Consider the following 18143-nt stretch of genomic DNA (forward strand, 5'->3'; position numbering starts at 1 on the left):
AAAACAGATGAAACCGAGCATGATAATGCCTATCACTTCAAGAGGCATGTTAATTTATACGAGGTTCCATCTGACCATTAAAAAACGAAATATTGACAGATGAAACATATTTCTATCCTTAACATCACCATGCTGCTGATCCTGGCTATGATAGGATGCCTGCCTTTGTCGGTCAGGGCGCAGGATTCTTCTGCCGCCATACAGGGGGTGGTCAGCGACCCGTTCGGGAAACCGTTGCTGGGTGTACTGGTCAATTCGGGTAACGGAAGGAACGGTACTTCCACCGATGCCGGTGGAGCCTATACGCTTACGCTCGACGACGGGAGCGATGTGCTGATCTTCTCAAAGCGGGGATACCTTATTCATAAAACAGCCATCGGCGACCGGAAAGAGATCAACATCAGCCTCGAACGGGATGTGCATAAAAAAGACGAGGTGGTCGATCTCGGTTATACCACCCAGCTGCGTAACGAAGTATCCGGCGCCGTGGCGACGGTAAGCGGAGAAGAGCTGGAGCGCGCTCCTGTAGCTAACTTTACACAAACCCTGCCCGGCCGCCTGCCGGGCCTGACCACCCAGGAGGTTTATTCCGAATTATCGCGCGCCACCACCAATCTCTATATCAGGGGACTTTCCGCCGCCCGGGACAACGGCCCCCTGGTGGTGATCGACGGCATCGTCAACGCCTATAACAGCAACCAAAGCCTGGAATATATTTCTCCCAACGAGATCGAATCCATTACCCTGCTGAAGGATGCATCCACAGAAGCGCTTTACGGGATAGAAGGGGCGAACGGGGTAATCGTAGTAAAAACCAAGCGCGGCCGGAAAGGAAAGCTGCAGGTATCGGCGCGGTTTGATCAGTCTCTGCAGCAGGTCACCACCCGTCCTGCCTTTTACAGCGCAGCTGATTATGCTACAATGCGGAACCAGGCTGCGATAAACGACGGGGAAACGCCGTTCTTTACCGATGAACAGATTGAAAAATACCGCTCCGGAAACGATCCGAGCTATCCGAACAACAACTGGTATGACCGCTATATGAAGGACTTTGCCGTTATGCAACGCGTGGGGGTTAACGTTACAGGCGGCGACGACCGGATACAGTATTTTTCCAACCTCAATATCATGCATCAGGGCGGGCAGTTCAAAACCGACCAGACCCGTTACAACCCGAATGCAAACGACGTTTGGGTAAACTACCGCTCCAATGTGGACATGAACATCAACCGTTACCTGAAGGCCTATGTGCGGCTCAGCGGCAACATCAAGCGGGAGCGTACGCCCGGGAAAAGCAACGAGGACGTGTACGGCAGCATCTTCAAGATACCGTCCAATATGTACGGTCCCGTTACCCCGCCCGTACTGGACGATACGGGCGGCATCGCCGATCCGGGCGGACAGGTGCTCACTACCCAGCAGGTGAACGACCCCACCTACGGGATGCTGAACCGGACCGGTTATGTCCGTCATACTGTAACCAATATCAGCTCCCAGTTCGGGCTGGACCTGGATATGGGCTTTCTGACCAAAGGGCTGAGCCTGAGCGGCGTGTTTGCCTATCAGACCAACTCGGTAGGCAGCCTGTCCACCACGCAGGATTATGAGCGCTGGACGAGAACGGACGACCTGGAGACGCTGGATTTTGTGAAAAAGGGCGGAGAGACCAATACGCCGCTGGCCTACAGCAAAAGCCATTCTTATTACTATCACCTCAGCTATAATGCCCGGCTGAATTACAACCGTACCTTCGGCCGACATCAGGTGAGTGGTATGGCCTATGCCTTTTACCAGAACCTGACCAAGGCCGATGTATCCTCCCCGCTGCTGCTGCCGTATAACCGGCTGAGCTCAGGGCTGGAAGGCACTTACGGATACGACGGCCGGTATTTTGTAAAGCTGGATGTCGGCTATTCCGGTTCTGAGCAGTATGCCCGGGATAAGCGGTTTATAGCCACTCCCGCCGTGTCGGCGGCCTGGGTGCTCAGCAACGAAACTTTTCTGAAAGGAGTAAGCTGGCTCAGCAATCTCAAGCTCAGGGCTTCCTACGGGAAAACGGCCAATGACCGGAGCGACCTGGCGCGTTTTGCTTATCTCGATGATATCCGGGTAACGCGCGGCGGACCACTGGCTTATCTGCAATACTATATCGACGAGGGACTGAAAGGCAATCCCGGTATCCAGGCCGAAGTATCGAAGAAAATGAATTTCGGGATCGATATCGGATTGTTCAACGCGCTGTCCGTTTCCGTGGATGTGTTCCGGGAGCGGATGGACAACATGATCGTAGAGGATTCTTCCGCTATTCCCGCTTACCAGGGTATTCCTCTGGAGGATTATCCGGGAACCAATACCGGCGCCTTTGAAAACAAGGGTTATGAGATCTCCGTCACTTATGACAAAGTTCTTAGCCGGAACCTGAGCTTTTCTGTAGGAGGGATGCTGAGCTATGCCAGGAATACCGTTCTGGATGTCAATGAGCCTCCGAAAACGGAGGATTATACCTATAAAAAGTGGAGGGAGGGATATGCTTACGGACAGCAGTTCGGCTACCTCGTCGACTACAGCAACGGGAATGGCTTTTTTAATACAAAGGCGGAGCTGGACAACAGTCCCGCTTACAGTTTCGGGCAGCCCCGGCTGGGCGACCTCCGATACCGGGACCTGAATAACGACGGAATTATTGATGAACGCGACCAGGCTCCCGTAGGAACGGGCCTGCTGCCCCGCGTGGTGTATTCCATGTCTGCAGGCGTTACTTACCATGCGTTTGAGCTCAATGTGCTGTTCCAGGGCGTAGGGGATTATTCCACCATGATGAACGGTACCGGTATCTGGGAAACCGATTACGACGGCGTCTTCGGAGCGCTGCATGCCCATGCCTGGACGGCGGAGCGGTATGCGAACCACGAGAAGATCACCTGGCCCGCGCTTTCCCTCAACAAAAGCGTCAGCCAGGAGCTGAGTGATTTTGTCAATTATAACCGGGCTTATCTGCGGCTGAAAAATGTAGAGCTCGCCTATACGCTGCCGGCTTCCCTGTCGAAAAAAATATCGATGGATCAGATCAGGGTGCTGCTCAGCGGACAGAACCTGGTTACGTGGGATAAAATGAAGTCAAAGGATTTCGGACCGGAAGGCGGGGGATACCTGTCGTTTCCCGTTTACCGGGTTTATAACATAGGCGTCAATGTAACCTTCTGACATAAAAATATTTACGAATGAAAAAGTATAAAATCATCATCGGCTCCCTGCTTGTCCTGGGGCTGTTCTCCTGTAACAAGCAGCTGGACCTGCCCAGCGACGGACGCATATCGCTGGACCAGGTTTTCAGCGATTATAACCGGACAAGGGGTTATCTCAATTCCTGTTACGGATATTGTCCGGCGCCGACCATAGACCGCGCTTCTTTCACGGATGAGGCGGAAGATGCGGATGACGTCACTGCCGGCTCAAAGTTTGCCGCATGGTATAGCGGAAGCGTAACCTCCACCAATTATGCTGAAAATTCGGCGGACGGCAATCCCTGGACAACGTTATACCAGGGTATCTATAAATGCAATAATTTTATTCAGAACATCAGAACTGCCACGCTGCTGGTTTCTGACGAAGAAAAGGCCGGATGGGTGGCGCAGGCCCATGCGCTGCGGGCGCTGTATTACCTGCAACTGATCAAGCGTTACGGAGGCGTGCCGATTTTTGATCAGCCTCTCGGGCTGGATCATGATTTTTCCCAGGATAAACGGGCTTCTTTTTCCGAGGTGGTGAAGTTTATCCTCGCGGATTGCGATACGGCCCTGAAAGTTCCCAATACGCAGCTGGGTTTTTCCTGGAATATCTACGACAACCAGTTCGGCATCATGACACGTGCAGTGGCTTACGCCATCATGTCCGAGGCGGTAACCTATGCCGCCAGCCCGCTCTGGTCCGACGGTACCTACAGCTGGGCCGACGCTGCGCAGATCACCGGGGAAGCTTTACGGCAATGCCTGGCCAACGACTACAAGCTTTTTGACGAGGTGCCTGCGGGCGATGTGGCCCAGAATGCCTATGCGCTCTATTTCTTTACCAGCTCAAACGACCAGCGCGCGGTGGATAAGGAAACCATCTACCAGGCTGGTGCACAGATGCAGATATGGAGAGACGCCGGCCTGCCTACCAACCCCGGCATGATCAAGGCAGGACCCTGTCCCACGCAGGAGCTGGTGGACAGCTATGAGATGGCTAACGGGGAAGCCCCTGTTAGCGGCTATAGCGACGGCAACCATCTGGAGCCGGTCATCAACGCCGCGTCAGGTTATGATAAGAATGATCCCTATGCCGGCCGCGATCCCCGGTTTTATGCTTCCATCTATTATAACGGCGCCGTACGCAACCTGGATCAGCCCTCCGGGAAAAAGGTGGAGACCTATGCCGGCGGAGCGGAGGCCCAGTCGGCTACCAACCTTACCCATACCCGTACCGGTTACTACCTCCGGAAATTCAACAATTATAAATCGGGACAGAACAATAATGCGGACGGCGCCATAAGACTGTTCCGCCTGGCCGAGCTGTACCTGAATTTTGCCGAATGCGCTTACCAGTCGGCCGGTCCGGATGTCCCCGTGACTATCGACGGCTGGTCCATGACGGCCAAACAGGCGGTGGATGCGGTCAGGGCCAGGGCAGGCATGCCGCCTTTCCCTTCCGGCATGACCCGGGCGGCCTTTGAAAAGAAATACCGCAACGAACGCCGCGTGGAATTTGCCTTTGAAGGACAGCGGTTTTTTGACGTGCGCCGCTGGAAGATCCTCGGTACAACGGATAAACTCGTGACCGGCATGCGGATCACCAAAGACGGATCGGAGCTGAAATATACCCGCTTTAAGTTCAGCAACCGGGCCAGCGCGGCAGACAAATACCTGCTTTACCCCATCGACCAGGACGAGGTGAATAAGGTGATCGGTCTTACCGGTGAGGACTGGCAGAATCCCGGATGGCTGGATTAGACGGAGTGTCCTGCCGCCCTTCCGTAAACAGCGCACTCCTCAGGACCGTTATCCTGACTGCCGGTACGGTCCGGAGCAGGACAGCGCAGGATGAGGATATGCGAGGCTTGCCGTAGTTTGACGCTTTTCTGTTATGCTGAATAAGACAAAATGCGTATGAAACGGCTTTTCGGAGGCTTGGTCCTGTGTTTTTTACTGTTTGTATCGCAATCCTGCCAGCAAGGCGGTAGCCAAAAACAGGCTTATGATGTCGCCGCCTTTTACTGGCCGGCTTACCACTATGAGCCCAGGCTGGAACATATTTTCCCGGATAAAAAAGGAGAGTGGCAGGTGATCTACAATGCCCGGCCCAAAGAGCCTGGGCATCAGCAGCCCAAAGTGCCGCTGTGGGGATATACCGACGAAGCCGATCCCGCCGTCATGGACAAGAAGATCGATGCGGCGGTGAGTCACGGTGTGAACGTGTTTATCTTCGACTGGTACTGGTATGATAACCAGCCCCTGCTGGAAGACTGTATCGACAACGGCTTTTTAAAGGCCAATCATGACAGGATGCAGTTTTACATCATGTGGGCCAATCATGATGCTACTTCTTACTGGGACCCGAAGAACCCGGACAAGAACCAGCTGTACTGGAAGGGAAGCGTGGACCGGAAAACCTTCGACGTCATCGTGGACCGCGTCATCAGCCGGTATTTTAAAAATCCGTCCTATTATAAAATAGACGGGAAGCCGGTTTTCTGCATCTATGAGCTCAATAATTTTATAAAAGGCTTTGGCAGCCCGGAGGCGGCAAAAGAAGCGCTGGACTATTTCCGGGAGAAGACGGTAGCGGCCGGATTTCCCGGCCTGCACCTCCAGGCCATCCTGTGGTCCGCGCTGCCCAAAGATATTGAAGGCGTTCCTGCCGATAAGACAGGCACCCAGGATCATGTGCTGAAATATTTCGGGTTTAACAGCCTGACCAACTATTGCTGGGCACACCTGCAGAACCCGGAAGGGGATTATGACAAATGGGCGACCGCTTCCACGGATATGTGGAAGAGCTTTGACAGCTCTTTTTCCATACCTTATTTCCCCAATGTAACGGTCAGCTGGGATGCTAATCCGCGGTTTATTCCCCGCACCGGTTATATCAGCAACCCCACCCCTGAAAAATTTGAACGTTACCTGCGCAAGGCCCGGGACTATGCGGATCAGCATCCGGAGCAGCCGAAGCTGATCACTGTCAATGCCTGGAACGAATGGTCGGAAGGCAGCTACCTGGAGCCGGATACCACTTTTAAGATGGGTTACCTGGATGCGGTGAAGTCCGTTTTTGCTCCGTAAAGGGCATTCCTACATAGCCCTGCCGATGTATTGACGAATGCGATCTCTCCATGCCGCTCAAAGTATACAAAGCCGGTGATCCCCTGATCTGGGAGGCTGTCCTGAACGGCGATCAGGATGCGCTGGCCGTCTTGTACCGGTCCTGCTTTGACCGTCTGTATGAATACGGCATCCGTTTTTGCCGGGACAGGGAACTGACCCGGGATTGTATTCAGGACCTCTTTATAAAATTGTGGGCCAACCGGGACAACCTTGCAGTCACCACAGCCGTAGAGCCTTACCTGTTTACTGCCCTTAAAAACCTTATACTGAACGGGCTTGACCGTACTATGAAAGCGGACCGCAGGGAAGAAAGGGCCGCCCGCATGTATACCTTTGAGATGCATTATGATCCGGCGGAAATGGACGCTGACGACGGAGATCTGAAAAGGAAGGTCCGTATCTCCCGGGCATTGGACCAGCTCACCCCACGCCAGAAAGAAGGCATCTTTCTCCGCTTTTATGCCGGGCTTGAATATGCGGATATCGCGGGCATCATGGGCGTAAGCGTAAAAGCCGCCTATAAGATCATTGGCAGGGCCATGACCGCGCTGCGCGAACATCTCAAGGATACGGCCGGCTATCTCACCAGCCTGCTTCCGCTGCTGATCCTGCCTGCTGTCCTGACATAGCCTGCCTTTCTCATCCTTTTTAAAGTACGGACGTCGGATAATTTATCCCGATTTGCTTTCCCCCGGAAAAAAATAAGAAACCGTGGGGTAAATTTTTTGTACAGCACTGTTTATACAACTATATAGGTCCGGGTAACCGGGTATTTTATGGAACGGGATTATACCGATTATGATGTAGCCGACTTCCTGGAAGACAGCGCTTTTATAGCCTGGATGAAGGGAGATGATAAGATCGGCGGCTTCTGGGAAAAATGGCGGCAGGAGCATCCGGAAAAGGAAGCTGTCCTGGCCGCAGCACAGGAACAGTACAGGTTGCTGGCGGGCTTTAGAAAGATACGTCCGCAGCCGGGAGATGAAGAAGCCGTATGGCAGCGCATAGCCGCGGAAATACATGGAATGCCTCCAATGCGGGTACATGCCGTAAAGCGGAGCTGGTTCCGAAGGCCCTGGTGGCAGTATGCAGCAGTATTGCTGGCAGTTGCCATGGCATCCTGGGCCGGGTACCGGCAGTGGCAGCCGGCCGATAATGGCAGGGTAGTGGTGCAGGCCGGCAACGGATTAAAAGAAGTGATACTGCCGGACAGCACGGTAGTGGTGCTGGACCGGGGCGCACAGCTTAGCTATGCTGCAACGTACAACCGGCACGTAGGATTAAAGGGAACCGCTTTTTTCAGGGTAAGCAAGCAGTGGAGCCCGGCATCCGGGGCCCGGCCGTTTACCATACAAGCGGGTAAGATGCAGGTGACGGTGCTGGGTACGGTATTCTCCATAAGCCGCCGCCGGGACTCCGTTCAGGTGGTGCTGCAGGAAGGGAGTGTAAAAGCCGCTGCGGGTGGCCGGGCTGTAATCATGCACCCCGGCGAAAAGCTGAGATGGTCCGGTCGCGGCTTTGACCGGTCGGCAGTGAATGCCCAGCTGTATATGGCCTGGAAGGAAGGCACGTTTCATTTTAACCATACCGCCGTTGGGGAACTGCCGGATCTGGTGAAATACCTGTACGGGTATGATCTGGTTATAAAGCACGAAGCATCGCTGCCGGTAAGGTATATCAGCGGCAGGGTATCGGCCGCTAATGAAGAAGACCTCTGGAAATCGCTTGAGCTGCTGCTGCATGTACGGGTCAGGAAGCAGGGCAACCGGATAGTGCTGTGGCCCCGTTGATTGCTTGTTCTTGTTTTTATAAAATAAATCCTCCTTTTATGCTCCGGATTTTACGACATGCCACCCGCTGGTGCGGGCTTTTACTGTTGCTATGCGGACTGCTGCCGCAGATGCTCAATGCGCAAAGGGCTTTTGCGGCAGCGGACCGGCAGACCGTTGCAACAGGGGTAATGCCTGCTGCACCATCCGCCATGCTAAGCCTCGGGGAACTATCGGAAGAGGCCTACCGGCAATACGACCTGAAGCTCATATACGATGCCCGGCTGGCCGGATCGGTACAGCTGCCCGCAGCGTTGCTGACCCTGCAGAAGAACCGGTTTATGACCGCGTTGCAGGAAAAGCTCGGCAGCGCCGGCCTCCAGCTTACGCAGGTCAGCAGCAGGCAGTTCGGGATCATACGGCAGGATAAGCCCGAAGGCGCGCTGACCCCTCCCGTACTGCCGCCACCGCCGGGAGAGATCAGCGTCTCCGGCACCGTGAAAGACCAGTCGGGCGCTCCGCTGGTGGGCGTCACTATCCGGGTGAGGGGAAAGACCATCGGTACTTTTACAAATGATCAGGGGCACTTTGCTTTAAAGACGGATCCGGAAGATTCGCTGGAAATATCCTATGTGGGTTATGAAACCCGGATCGTCGGTATCGGCAGCCGGCAACAGCTGCAGATCGTCCTCCGCGCAGATAACGGAGGGCTGAATGAGGTGGTCGTAGTGGGATACGGCACACAGCAGAAGCGCGACCTTACCGGTTCGGTATCGGCGATCAACCAGAAGGCGGTCGTCGACCTGCCGGTATCGTCCCTCGACCAGAAGATGATAGGCCAGGCGGCCGGTGTGCATATCTTGCAGCAAACCGGTGCGCCGGGGGGAGGCACTTCGGTCAGGATCCGTGGCAGCGGGTCCATAGGAGCGGGAGACGAACCCCTGTATGTGATAGACGGCATGCCTTATTCCTCAAGCATGAACCAGACGCTCAACCCGCTGGTTTTTATCAATCCCAACGATATTGAATCCATTACGGTCTTAAAGGATGCATCGGCTACGGCGATATACGGGTCACGCGGCGCGAACGGGGTGATCATGATCACGACCAAAAAAGGACATTATAACGAAACGGAGGTTAGCGTTTCCGCCATGATGGGCGTACAGCAGGTCCCCGAAAAAGGTCGTCCGAAGATGATGAATCAGCGCGAGTTTGCAGAATTGCAGCGCGACAAGATCGATATTGCCGTCCGGCAGGTGGAGCACCGGGAGCCGACATCAGAGGATTACCCGGAGGTATACCGCAATCTGGATATGCTGAAGGGGAACGGCACCGACTGGTACGACCTGCTGCTCAGGACCGCCAGGGTGCAAAGTTATGACCTGAGCTTGCAGAAGGGTACGGAAAACTCCCGCATGAACTTCAGCCTGGGATATTTTAAACAGGACGGCACCGTTCAGTATACCGGCCTGCAGCGTTTCAGCGGCAAAATAGGTATCGAGTCCAGGCTGGGCAGCACCGTTACGGTATCCGCTTCGTTGCAGCCGACCTATATTAAACAGAGAAGGGCCAATACAAATCAGGGCCGGGCCGATATTATCGGTGTTTCCCTCTGGGCCAATCCCGTATTATCTCCCTATGATGAGAACGGGCAGCTGATACCTTATCTTACCTCTCCGGATAACAAGTATTTCTCGGCCTGGGATTTTCCCAATCCCCTGTATATGCTGAAAGAGATATCCCAGGAACAAAGTCAGTTCCAGAACCTCGGCAGCGCCTTTATCGAATGGGAGATCGTCCCCGGCCTGAAGGCAAAGACTTCGCTGAATACGATCTGGTCCACGGCCAAGTATACATCCTATATTCCCAGTACGGTCGGGAGCCCGAATGTCCCTCCTACGGAAGGCACAGGCAGTTCTTCCAATTCCAGGGGAGACAGTTTTAACTGGCTGGTTGAAAATACGCTTACCTATGACAAGAACATAGGCGTACACCACCTGGATATACTTGCCGGCTATACCGCCCAGAAAAGTACCGGGAATACGCTTAATATAGATGCCGGTCCGTATGCCAATGACCTGATCCATACCATCAACGGCGCACAGGATATCAGCACCTGGGGAGAAAACGTCGACAAATGGAGCATGATCTCCTATCTGGGAAGGATCAACTACAGCTATAAAGACCGGTACCTGCTCACCGCGACCATCCGCTCCGACGGGTCTTCCCGGTTCGGGGACAAGGAACGCTACGCCCTTTTCCCCTCGGTGGCCGGCGCCTGGCGTATTTCTGAAGAGCCCTTCCTGAAGGAGAGCAGCTTCTTTGACGACCTGAAGCTGAGGGCCAGCTACGGCAAAAGCGGGAATAATAATATCGGGAACTATTCGCATCTGGCCACCATTACCCCGGGAGGATATGTGCTTGGCAACAATGAGGTGACCGCTTCGAGCGTCGGGCTACCCAATTCGTACCTGACCTGGGAAGAGTCCAACGAATTTGACGCGGGGATAGACCTGTCCCTGTTCGACAGCCGTCTGTCGCTGACGGTAGACTATTATTACCGGAAGACCAGCGACATGTTACTCAATGATGTCATCCCGGCCATCACGGGCTTTAATACGCAGATCGTGAATGCGGGAAGCGTGAAGAATGCCGGTCTGGAAATCTCTGTGGGCGCCACTCCCTTCAGGGGCGACTTCAGCTGGGATATCAATATGAATATGGCCTTTAACCGGAACAAGGTGCTTTCATTGAATGCGAACAACGACCGGATATTGTCCGGGAATAATGACGGGAAACCCACTCATGTGACGTTGGTAGGCAGACCCATCGGCCAGTTTTTCGGCTATATACTCGACGGGGTCTATACCGCAGCGGATATGGAAGACCCGGATGTTGCCAAATATCCTACCGCCTTTGAGGGTGCTGTGAAGTACCGGGATATAGACGGGGACGGGACCATCACCGACGTGCTGGATTATACCGCGATCGGTAACCCTTATCCGGATTTTACCTTCGGAATGAATAACCGGTTCTCTTACCGTCATTTCGACCTGAGTGTGATCATTAACGGCCAGTACGGGGGGCATGTCATGAACGGGTTGCGGCAAACCGTGGACAACCTCCAGGGATTTTTTAATGTGAGCCGCGAATGGGTGAACCGCTGGAGAAGCGAAGATCAGCCGGGTGACGGGATCCATTCGGGGGTGATCCATACCACTCCCAGTCTGGGACACCGGCTCTCCACATTGTGGGTGGAAGATGCTACCTATCTCCGGATTGGGAACATCTCCCTCGGATATACCCTCCCCGGAGAGATGATGAAACGCACCGGTTTCATAAAAAATATCCGCGTTTATCTGACGATGCGGAACCTGGCCACCTTTACGGCCTATACGGGCGGAAATCCGGAAGGCCAGTCCCAATCCCAGACAAACATACTGAGCCCGGGATTTGACATGACGTCTTACCCCCTGTCCAGAACTGTTTCTGCGGGTATAAACCTGTCGTTTTAATGAAGCCGGATGTTTTTCCGGCGGACTAAAATCCAAGAAAATGAAGTATATCATCTACGGTTTCCTGCTCTGTATGCTGACGGCCTGCAGCAAGCATTTCCTGGAGATTTATCCGGATACGTCCCTGAACGAGGGAAACTTCTATACTTCCGAATCGGAGTTTATCATATTGGCGAACGGTTGTTATGTGCCGATGAGGAACTATGAGAAATCGGATCACTGGGTGATCGCCGAGCTGATCTCGGACAACGGTACCAAGCAGTACAACAGCGTAACGGGAGAGCCATACCGGGGTATCATAGACCAGCTGACGCTTACGGCGGATAATGCCATCTACAGCGATTTCTGGGACCTTTCCTATAACGGCATAGCCCGTTGCAACAAGCTGCTTTATGAGCTGGACCGGCACGAGATATCCTGGTCGGATACGGCGCTGAAAGCCCGTTGTGCGGGCGAGGCATTGTTGCTGAGGGCGCTGTATTATTTTAACCTGGTCAGGCAGTTCGGCGGCGTGCCCCTCGTGCTGCAGCCCATCACTTCCCAGGAATCCGTCGGTATCAAGCGGTCGGAGGAAGAAGCTGTTTATGAAAGCATTATCGGAGACCTGAATGATGCGATCCTCCGCTTCTCCCATGCCACACAGGTGGAAGAAAAAGGCCGTGCCAACCTGGAAGCGGCCCGTGCGCTGCTGGGAAAGGTATACCTTACCCTGCACCGGTATACAGATGCCATATCCATGCTGGAGCCGGTGATCCAATCCGGGAAATACAGTCTTCTGCCGGACTATGCAGCGTTGTTTAACCCGGCAAACAAGGACTTTAAGGAAACGATCTTTGCGATACAGTATTCCGAAAACAGCGCGGAGCTTTCCAACCGGTTTATTTTCTGGTTTGCTCCCTGGAATTCGGGCGGTCATGTCACCGGCCGGCCCAATATCAGCGTGATCGGCGGCGGCTTTAATATACCGACAGACGACCTGATCCGGGCTTTTGAGCCGGGCGACAAGAGGAAGGAGGTGTCGGTCGGTTACTGGACCGGTACCGATTGGGACGGTGTGGTGCGGCCGCTGCCGTATTGCGCAAAATACAGGCCTCCTATAAGCGCGCCGGACGACCGCTGCGGGGATAACCTGCCGGTGATCCGCTATTCCGATGTTTTGCTGATGTATGCGGAAGCCCTGAATGACCAGGGGAAAACGTCAACGGCTATCCCTTATGTCAGGCAGGTGAGGAGCAGGGCGGGCCTTTCCGGTACTTTGGACGGCTACAGCCAGGCAAAGCTGGACTCCCTGATCGCGAGGGAACGTCAAAAAGAATTTTGCTTTGAGAACCAGCGCTGGTATGACCTGAAAAGAACCGGGAAAGCGCTGGAAGTAATGAAAGCGCACGGCGAACGGTTGAAACAGGATGAACCGTTTTTACCGGCGAACTCCTATCAGATGACCCCGCAAAAACTGCTTGCCCCGATACCCGCCGAGCAGGTCTTGCTGAACCAGATAACACAAAATCCCGGGTATTGAGTAACTTGTTTGAAATAAGAAAGCCAAATATTAAGCGATGAAAATAAAAAGATCATTGAGGTCCTTTATGCTTTGCGGGCTGATGATGCCCTCGGCATTCCTGTTATCCGGAAACAGTCATACCGGGAAGAACAGTAGGCAGGATATGCCGCCGCAAAGACCCAACATTATTTTCCTGCTGACCGATGATCAGCGCTGGGATGCGCTGGGCGCGGCGGGGAATCCTGTCGTACAGACGCCGCATATGGACCGTCTGGCCACAGCAGGCATCCTTTTCCGGAATGCTTATGTCACCACCTCCATCTGTTGCGTGAGCCGGGCCAGCGTATTCACGGGACAGTATGAATCCCGGCACCAGATCCATAATTTTGGGACCGACCTGAAGCCGGAGGCCCTGGCAGAGACCTATCCGGCCCTGCTGAAGAAGGCCGGGTACAGCATGGGATTTATCGGAAAGTTTGGCGTGGGCAAACATCCGCCCGGACAGCTTTTTGATTTTTTTGTCGACACGGAGGCCGGCGGCAAAGGTCAGCCCGACTATATGATCCCGGACGGCAACGGCGGCATGATCCATGATAATGATACGATCAATCATGCCATTCAACAGTTTCTGGGCCGTTTCGGCAGCGGGGACGCTCCCTTCTGTCTTTCCGTGAGCTTTAAGGCGCCCCATGAGCAGGACGGACATCCGCCGAAATACATTATCCAGTCCCGTTATAAAGACTACTACAAGGATGTTCATATCCCTGTACCGGTAACGGCTGCCCCCACTTACTGGGAACGGCTGCCGGCCTTCTTCCGGACGGATACAAACTTTGCCCGGGAACGCTGGAAAGGTCTTTTCGGAACCCCGGAGCTGTTCCAGGAGAATGCGAAGAACTATTACCGGCTGATCACAGGCGTGGACGATGTGGTGGGCGATATGATGAAAAAGCTTAAAGAGCTGGGGGCGGATAAAAACACGATCATCATATTCATGGGCGACAACGGGTTCTTCCTTGGCGAGCACGGCATGGAAGGGAAGTGGTACGGATATGAGGAGTCCGTCCGTGTGCCGCTCTTTATCTACAGCCCCTTTTTACCGGACCAGCTGCGGCAGACGCGCCCGGACCAGATTGCGCTGAACATAGACATCGCGCCCACCATCCTGTCTATGGCCGGCGTGCCTGTGCCCCGGGGCATGCAGGGGGTGAACCTGATCGACCTGCTCAAAGGCGATGTCCCGGAACGGAATGCATTTTTTTACCAGCATTACTTTCTGGGCGGTGCCCGGATACCCAAGGTAGAGGGTGTGGTGACGCGAAACTTCAAGTACATGAATTATATCGAGCACCAGTATGAGGAGCTCTACGACACCCGGCACGATCCCCACGAAACGGTCAACCTGGCCGGGAATCCTCAATACAGGGGCAAGCTGCAGGAGCTGAGAAAAGAATACAACGTACTGAAGCAGGCGGCCAAATAACGGCTTATTGCTGTTCCGCCCCGGTCATCTTCCGGATCAAAGCGGTTTCAGCCGTATCATAGGGCGTGCCGTCTTCATGGAAGATATCGTGAAACCATACCTTCGGCGGTGCGGTATATTTCTTGGTCCAGGAATCCCAGGGATAGATGGTCTGCGTTTTGCCGCTGACAAAGCCCCAGTTGATGGCGCCGACATGCTGCTCCTTAAAATAAGGCAGTATGTTCTGGAAAGTGCTGCCCGTCGGGCGCGCCATATATTCCGAACAGATCAGCGGACGACCGTAGCGCTGCAGCAGCTGCACCTTAGCCTGGGTGGAGGCCAGCGTTTCGTAGCAGTGGAAGGAGATCACGTCGGACTGATCGAACATAAAGTGGTCCATCGGGTCCATCTTCGCGGTATCCGACCAGTTCCGGCGCCAGGGCGCTACGGTGAGCGGCTGCGAAGGATTCACCTCCCGGCTCCACTGGAAAACCTTCCGGAGGAGAATAAACGCATACTTGTATTTTTCGGCGGGGTCTTCGGAGAAGCGGCCCCCGTTATCGTTGTCCGGTTCGTTGAAAAGATCCCAAAGCTTTACCCGGCTGTCGTTGCCAAAGTGGGTGAGTATACCCTGTACATAGCTTTTTAAGGCCGCGTCGTTTGCCGTATCTTTTAAGGCCGCCGTGCCGGGAGCCTGTACCCATCCGGAATTGTGCACATGCGGACGGGGAGCCGGTTGCTTTCCCGTATGCGGATCGGGATTCCATACGCCGTCGAACAACACGAACATGGTGCCGATGCCATGCCGGCTGGCGATGTCGAGAAACTGATCCATGCGCTTCACCATGCCCGTGGAATCCTGTTGCCAGAGCAGGTTATGCAGGAACACGCGGATCACATTAAAGCCCAGCTGCTGCGCCCAGCCCAGCTCCTTGTCGATGGCGGCGGTATCAAAGGTTTCGGCCTGCCACATTTCCAGCTCATTTACTGCATAGGCGGGCGCATAATTGGCGCCTGCCAGCCATCCGCCCTGCTGCTGATACCATGCTTCGGCCCGCTCGGCCGTCCAGCGGCCGGCTGGAGCGGTGAGGGTATCGGTACTGTCGGAAGCGTTGCTGCCTTTGTTATTGTTACAGGCCGTGGCTGCGGTCAGCAGGAGCAGCATCATCCAGGGGGCAATTTTTTTCATTGGGAAAATTTGATGTTTTAAAGGCGGAAATTAGCCAATAAAATGGAAGTTTTCGTTAAAATTTCATTATGTAGGCTGCCCCCGAATAAATACTTTTACTGCCAAACTATTGTATTATGCTTGATCTTAATGGAAAGACGGTGGTGATTACCGGTGGCGGCAGCGGGATCGGAAAGGCCATATCATTGCTGTTTGCGGAGCGCGGAGCTGCCGTACATATTATAGAGCTGAACGAAGCTGCCGGCGCAGAGACGATCACGGCTATACGGGATACCGGCGCTCAGGCGCAGCTGCATCCCTGTAATGTGGCGGTACAGCAGGAGGTAAAGGCGGTGATGGAAGAAATTGCCCGCACCGACGGCAAGATCGACATCCTGGTCTGCAGCGCCGGCGTGTCGCATGTGGGCAAGCTGGAGCAGACCACCGAGGCGGATTTTGACCGTATCGTGGCGGTGAACATAAAAGGAGTATATAATTGTATGTATGCGGTGATCGGCCGGATGACGGAGCAGGGGGGTGGTGTGATCCTCAACATGGCATCGGTAGCGGCCAGCGTGGGCATACCGGACCGGTTCCCCTATTCTATGAGCAAGGGAGCCGTGCTGGCCATGACGCTTTCGGTGGCAAAAGACTATCTTGCCCGGAATATCCGTTGCAACTGTATGTCGCCGGCACGGGTGCATACGCCTTTTGTGGACGGCTTTCTGGCCAAGAATTATCCCGGGCAGGAAAAGGAAATGTTTGACCGGCTGTCGGCTACCCAGCCTATCGGGCGGATGGCCAAACCAAAGGAGATTGCCGCCCTGGCCCTGTACCTCTGTTCTGACGAAGCCGGTTTTGTGACGGGATGCGATTACCCGATCGACGGCGGCTTTATCCGGCTGAACAATTAAGGGCGCGCCGGGGAAAGCGTTGTAGTCTTCATAATGTTATCATCGTTGCCGATGCGCCTTCGGTGTCGTCTGACTTGAAAAAGAAAAAATATTAACAGATGAAACGGATCCTGTTTATGCTTATTGCCTGTACAGGCCTGTTTACTGCAGCCCGGGCCCAGCAGGATTACCACCCTTCCGCGGAGAACCTGCAGGCCAGGCAGGATTTCCAGGACCGGAAGTTCGGCATGTTCATCCATTGGGGAATATACAGCATCCTGGGAAGCGGAGAGTGGGTCATGCACAACCAGGATATTCCTTATGCCGACTATTCAAGGCTGGCTTCCTGTTTTTACCCTTCCGCTTTTGACGCCAAGGCCTGGGTGGCCCTGGCAAAAAGTGCGGGCATGAAATACATCACCATTACCTCCCGCCATCACGACGGGTTCAGCATGTTTGATACCCGGGCCTCGGACTACAATATCGTAAAAGCCACCCCCTGGCATAAGGATCCCCTGAAGATGCTGGCAGACGAGTGTCACCGCCAGGGTATCAAGCTCTTCTTTTATTATTCGCTGCTGGACTGGGGAAGGCCGGACTATGCCTTCGGAAAGCCGATCGTGGACGGAAAGCCGCAGGGGGCGGACTGGGATCACTATATCGCGTTTATGAAACAGCAGCTGACGGAGCTGCTGACCAATTATGGTCCCGTTGCGGGCATCTGGTTCGACGGGGAGTGGGAAAGAAAAGATGCGGACTGGCACCTCGATGAGATATATGCGCTGATCCATAAGCTGCAGCCTGCCGCTATGATCGGGAATAACCATCATCATGCTCCCCGCTCCGGGGAGGATTTCCAGATGTTTGAGAAGGACCTGCCGGGCAATAATTCACACGGCTGGAACAGCGGGGGCGTCAGCGCGTTGCCGCTGGAAACCTGCGAAACGATGAACGGGGCCTGGGGTTTTAATATCCACGACGATAATTACAAAACCGTGCGGCAGCTGGTGCATTACCTGGTCGGCGATGCAGGACGGAATGCCAATTTCCTGCTGAATATAGGGCCCATGTCCAGCGGGGCCATTCAACCCGAGTTCAGGGATACGCTCAAAGCCCTGGGCGAATGGATGCAGCAATACGGGGAAACGGTTTACGGCACCCGTGCCGGCTTTCTGTCTCCGCAACCCTGGGGCGTGACCACGCAAAAGAACGGGAAGCAGTTTATCCACGTGCTGGAATATCCGGACGGGGGCATCCTCTTTATCCCTGCGGTACGACAGGAGATTGCTTCGGCCGTTGATTTTGCCACCGGGAAACCTGTGAAATACAAACAAATGCCGGAAGGCGTTTTCTTTTACCTGCAGGATGTGCCGCGGGCCGCTTACGACAATGTGATAACGGTAACGCTTTCCGGCAAGACGCTAAAAGTACCGCCGCGGAGCAAATGGATCATGAACGAAAAATGAAACGGAAAAG

At 54.3% G+C, this 18143-nt stretch carries 11 protein-coding genes; 10 read left to right on the forward strand and 1 reads right to left on the reverse strand.

The window, feature by feature from the left end:
- Positions 1-99: 99 nt before the first annotated feature.
- From ABD851_RS14110 to ABD851_RS14145, 8 genes are all read left to right on the forward strand, one after another.
- Positions 100-3204 carry a SusC/RagA family TonB-linked outer membrane protein gene (locus tag ABD851_RS14110; protein WP_344980374.1) on the forward strand — a complete coding sequence of 1035 codons (3105 nt, stop codon included), beginning with the start codon at positions 100-102 and terminating at the stop codon, positions 3202-3204.
- Between the two features lie 17 nt (positions 3205-3221).
- Positions 3222-4988, forward strand: a complete 1767-nt coding sequence (locus ABD851_RS14115) for a RagB/SusD family nutrient uptake outer membrane protein (RefSeq protein ID WP_344980375.1) — start codon at positions 3222-3224, stop codon at positions 4986-4988.
- A 156-nt stretch (positions 4989-5144) separates the two neighbouring features.
- Positions 5145-6317, forward strand: a complete 1173-nt coding sequence (locus ABD851_RS14120; RefSeq protein ID WP_344980377.1) for a glycosyltransferase WbsX family protein — start codon at positions 5145-5147, stop codon at positions 6315-6317.
- Positions 6318-6367: 50 nt separating this feature from the next.
- Entirely contained in the window at positions 6368-6988 is a 621-nt protein-coding gene (locus ABD851_RS14125) for an RNA polymerase sigma factor (RefSeq protein WP_344980379.1), read from the forward strand.
- A gap of 147 nt (positions 6989-7135) precedes the next feature.
- On the forward strand, positions 7136-8149 hold the full coding sequence (locus ABD851_RS14130) for a FecR family protein (RefSeq protein ID WP_344980381.1): 1014 nt from the start codon (positions 7136-7138) through the stop codon (positions 8147-8149).
- Positions 8150-8187: 38 nt separating this feature from the next.
- Positions 8188-11643, forward strand: a complete 3456-nt coding sequence (locus ABD851_RS14135) for a SusC/RagA family TonB-linked outer membrane protein (protein WP_344980383.1) — start codon at positions 8188-8190, stop codon at positions 11641-11643.
- A gap of 40 nt (positions 11644-11683) precedes the next feature.
- Positions 11684-13162: a RagB/SusD family nutrient uptake outer membrane protein gene (locus tag ABD851_RS14140; protein WP_344980385.1), complete on the forward strand. Its 1479-nt coding sequence runs from the start codon at positions 11684-11686 to the stop codon at positions 13160-13162.
- 37 nt (positions 13163-13199) lie between these two features.
- Positions 13200-14627: a sulfatase family protein gene (locus ABD851_RS14145; RefSeq protein ID WP_344980388.1), complete on the forward strand. Its 1428-nt coding sequence runs from the start codon at positions 13200-13202 to the stop codon at positions 14625-14627.
- 4 nt (positions 14628-14631) lie between these two features.
- Here the strand turns inward: ABD851_RS14145 and ABD851_RS14150 are convergent, their stop codons facing one another.
- Positions 14632-15795: a cellulase family glycosylhydrolase gene (locus tag ABD851_RS14150; protein ID WP_344980390.1), complete on the reverse strand. Its 1164-nt coding sequence runs from the start codon at positions 15793-15795 to the stop codon at positions 14632-14634.
- Between the two features lie 116 nt (positions 15796-15911).
- Here ABD851_RS14150 and ABD851_RS14155 point away from each other — a divergent pair, with 116 nt between their 5' ends.
- Positions 15912-16688 (forward strand): SDR family NAD(P)-dependent oxidoreductase, encoded by a 777-nt coding sequence (locus ABD851_RS14155; RefSeq protein ID WP_344980392.1) that lies wholly within the window; start codon positions 15912-15914, stop codon positions 16686-16688.
- A 98-nt stretch (positions 16689-16786) separates the two neighbouring features.
- Positions 16787-18133, forward strand: coding sequence for an alpha-L-fucosidase (locus ABD851_RS14160; RefSeq protein ID WP_344980394.1), 1347 nt, complete (start codon positions 16787-16789; stop codon positions 18131-18133).
- Positions 18134-18143: the final 10 nt, after the last annotated feature.

This window comes from Compostibacter hankyongensis, from assembly GCF_039541075.1.
Classification (GTDB): domain Bacteria; phylum Bacteroidota; class Bacteroidia; order Chitinophagales; family Chitinophagaceae; genus Compostibacter; species Compostibacter hankyongensis.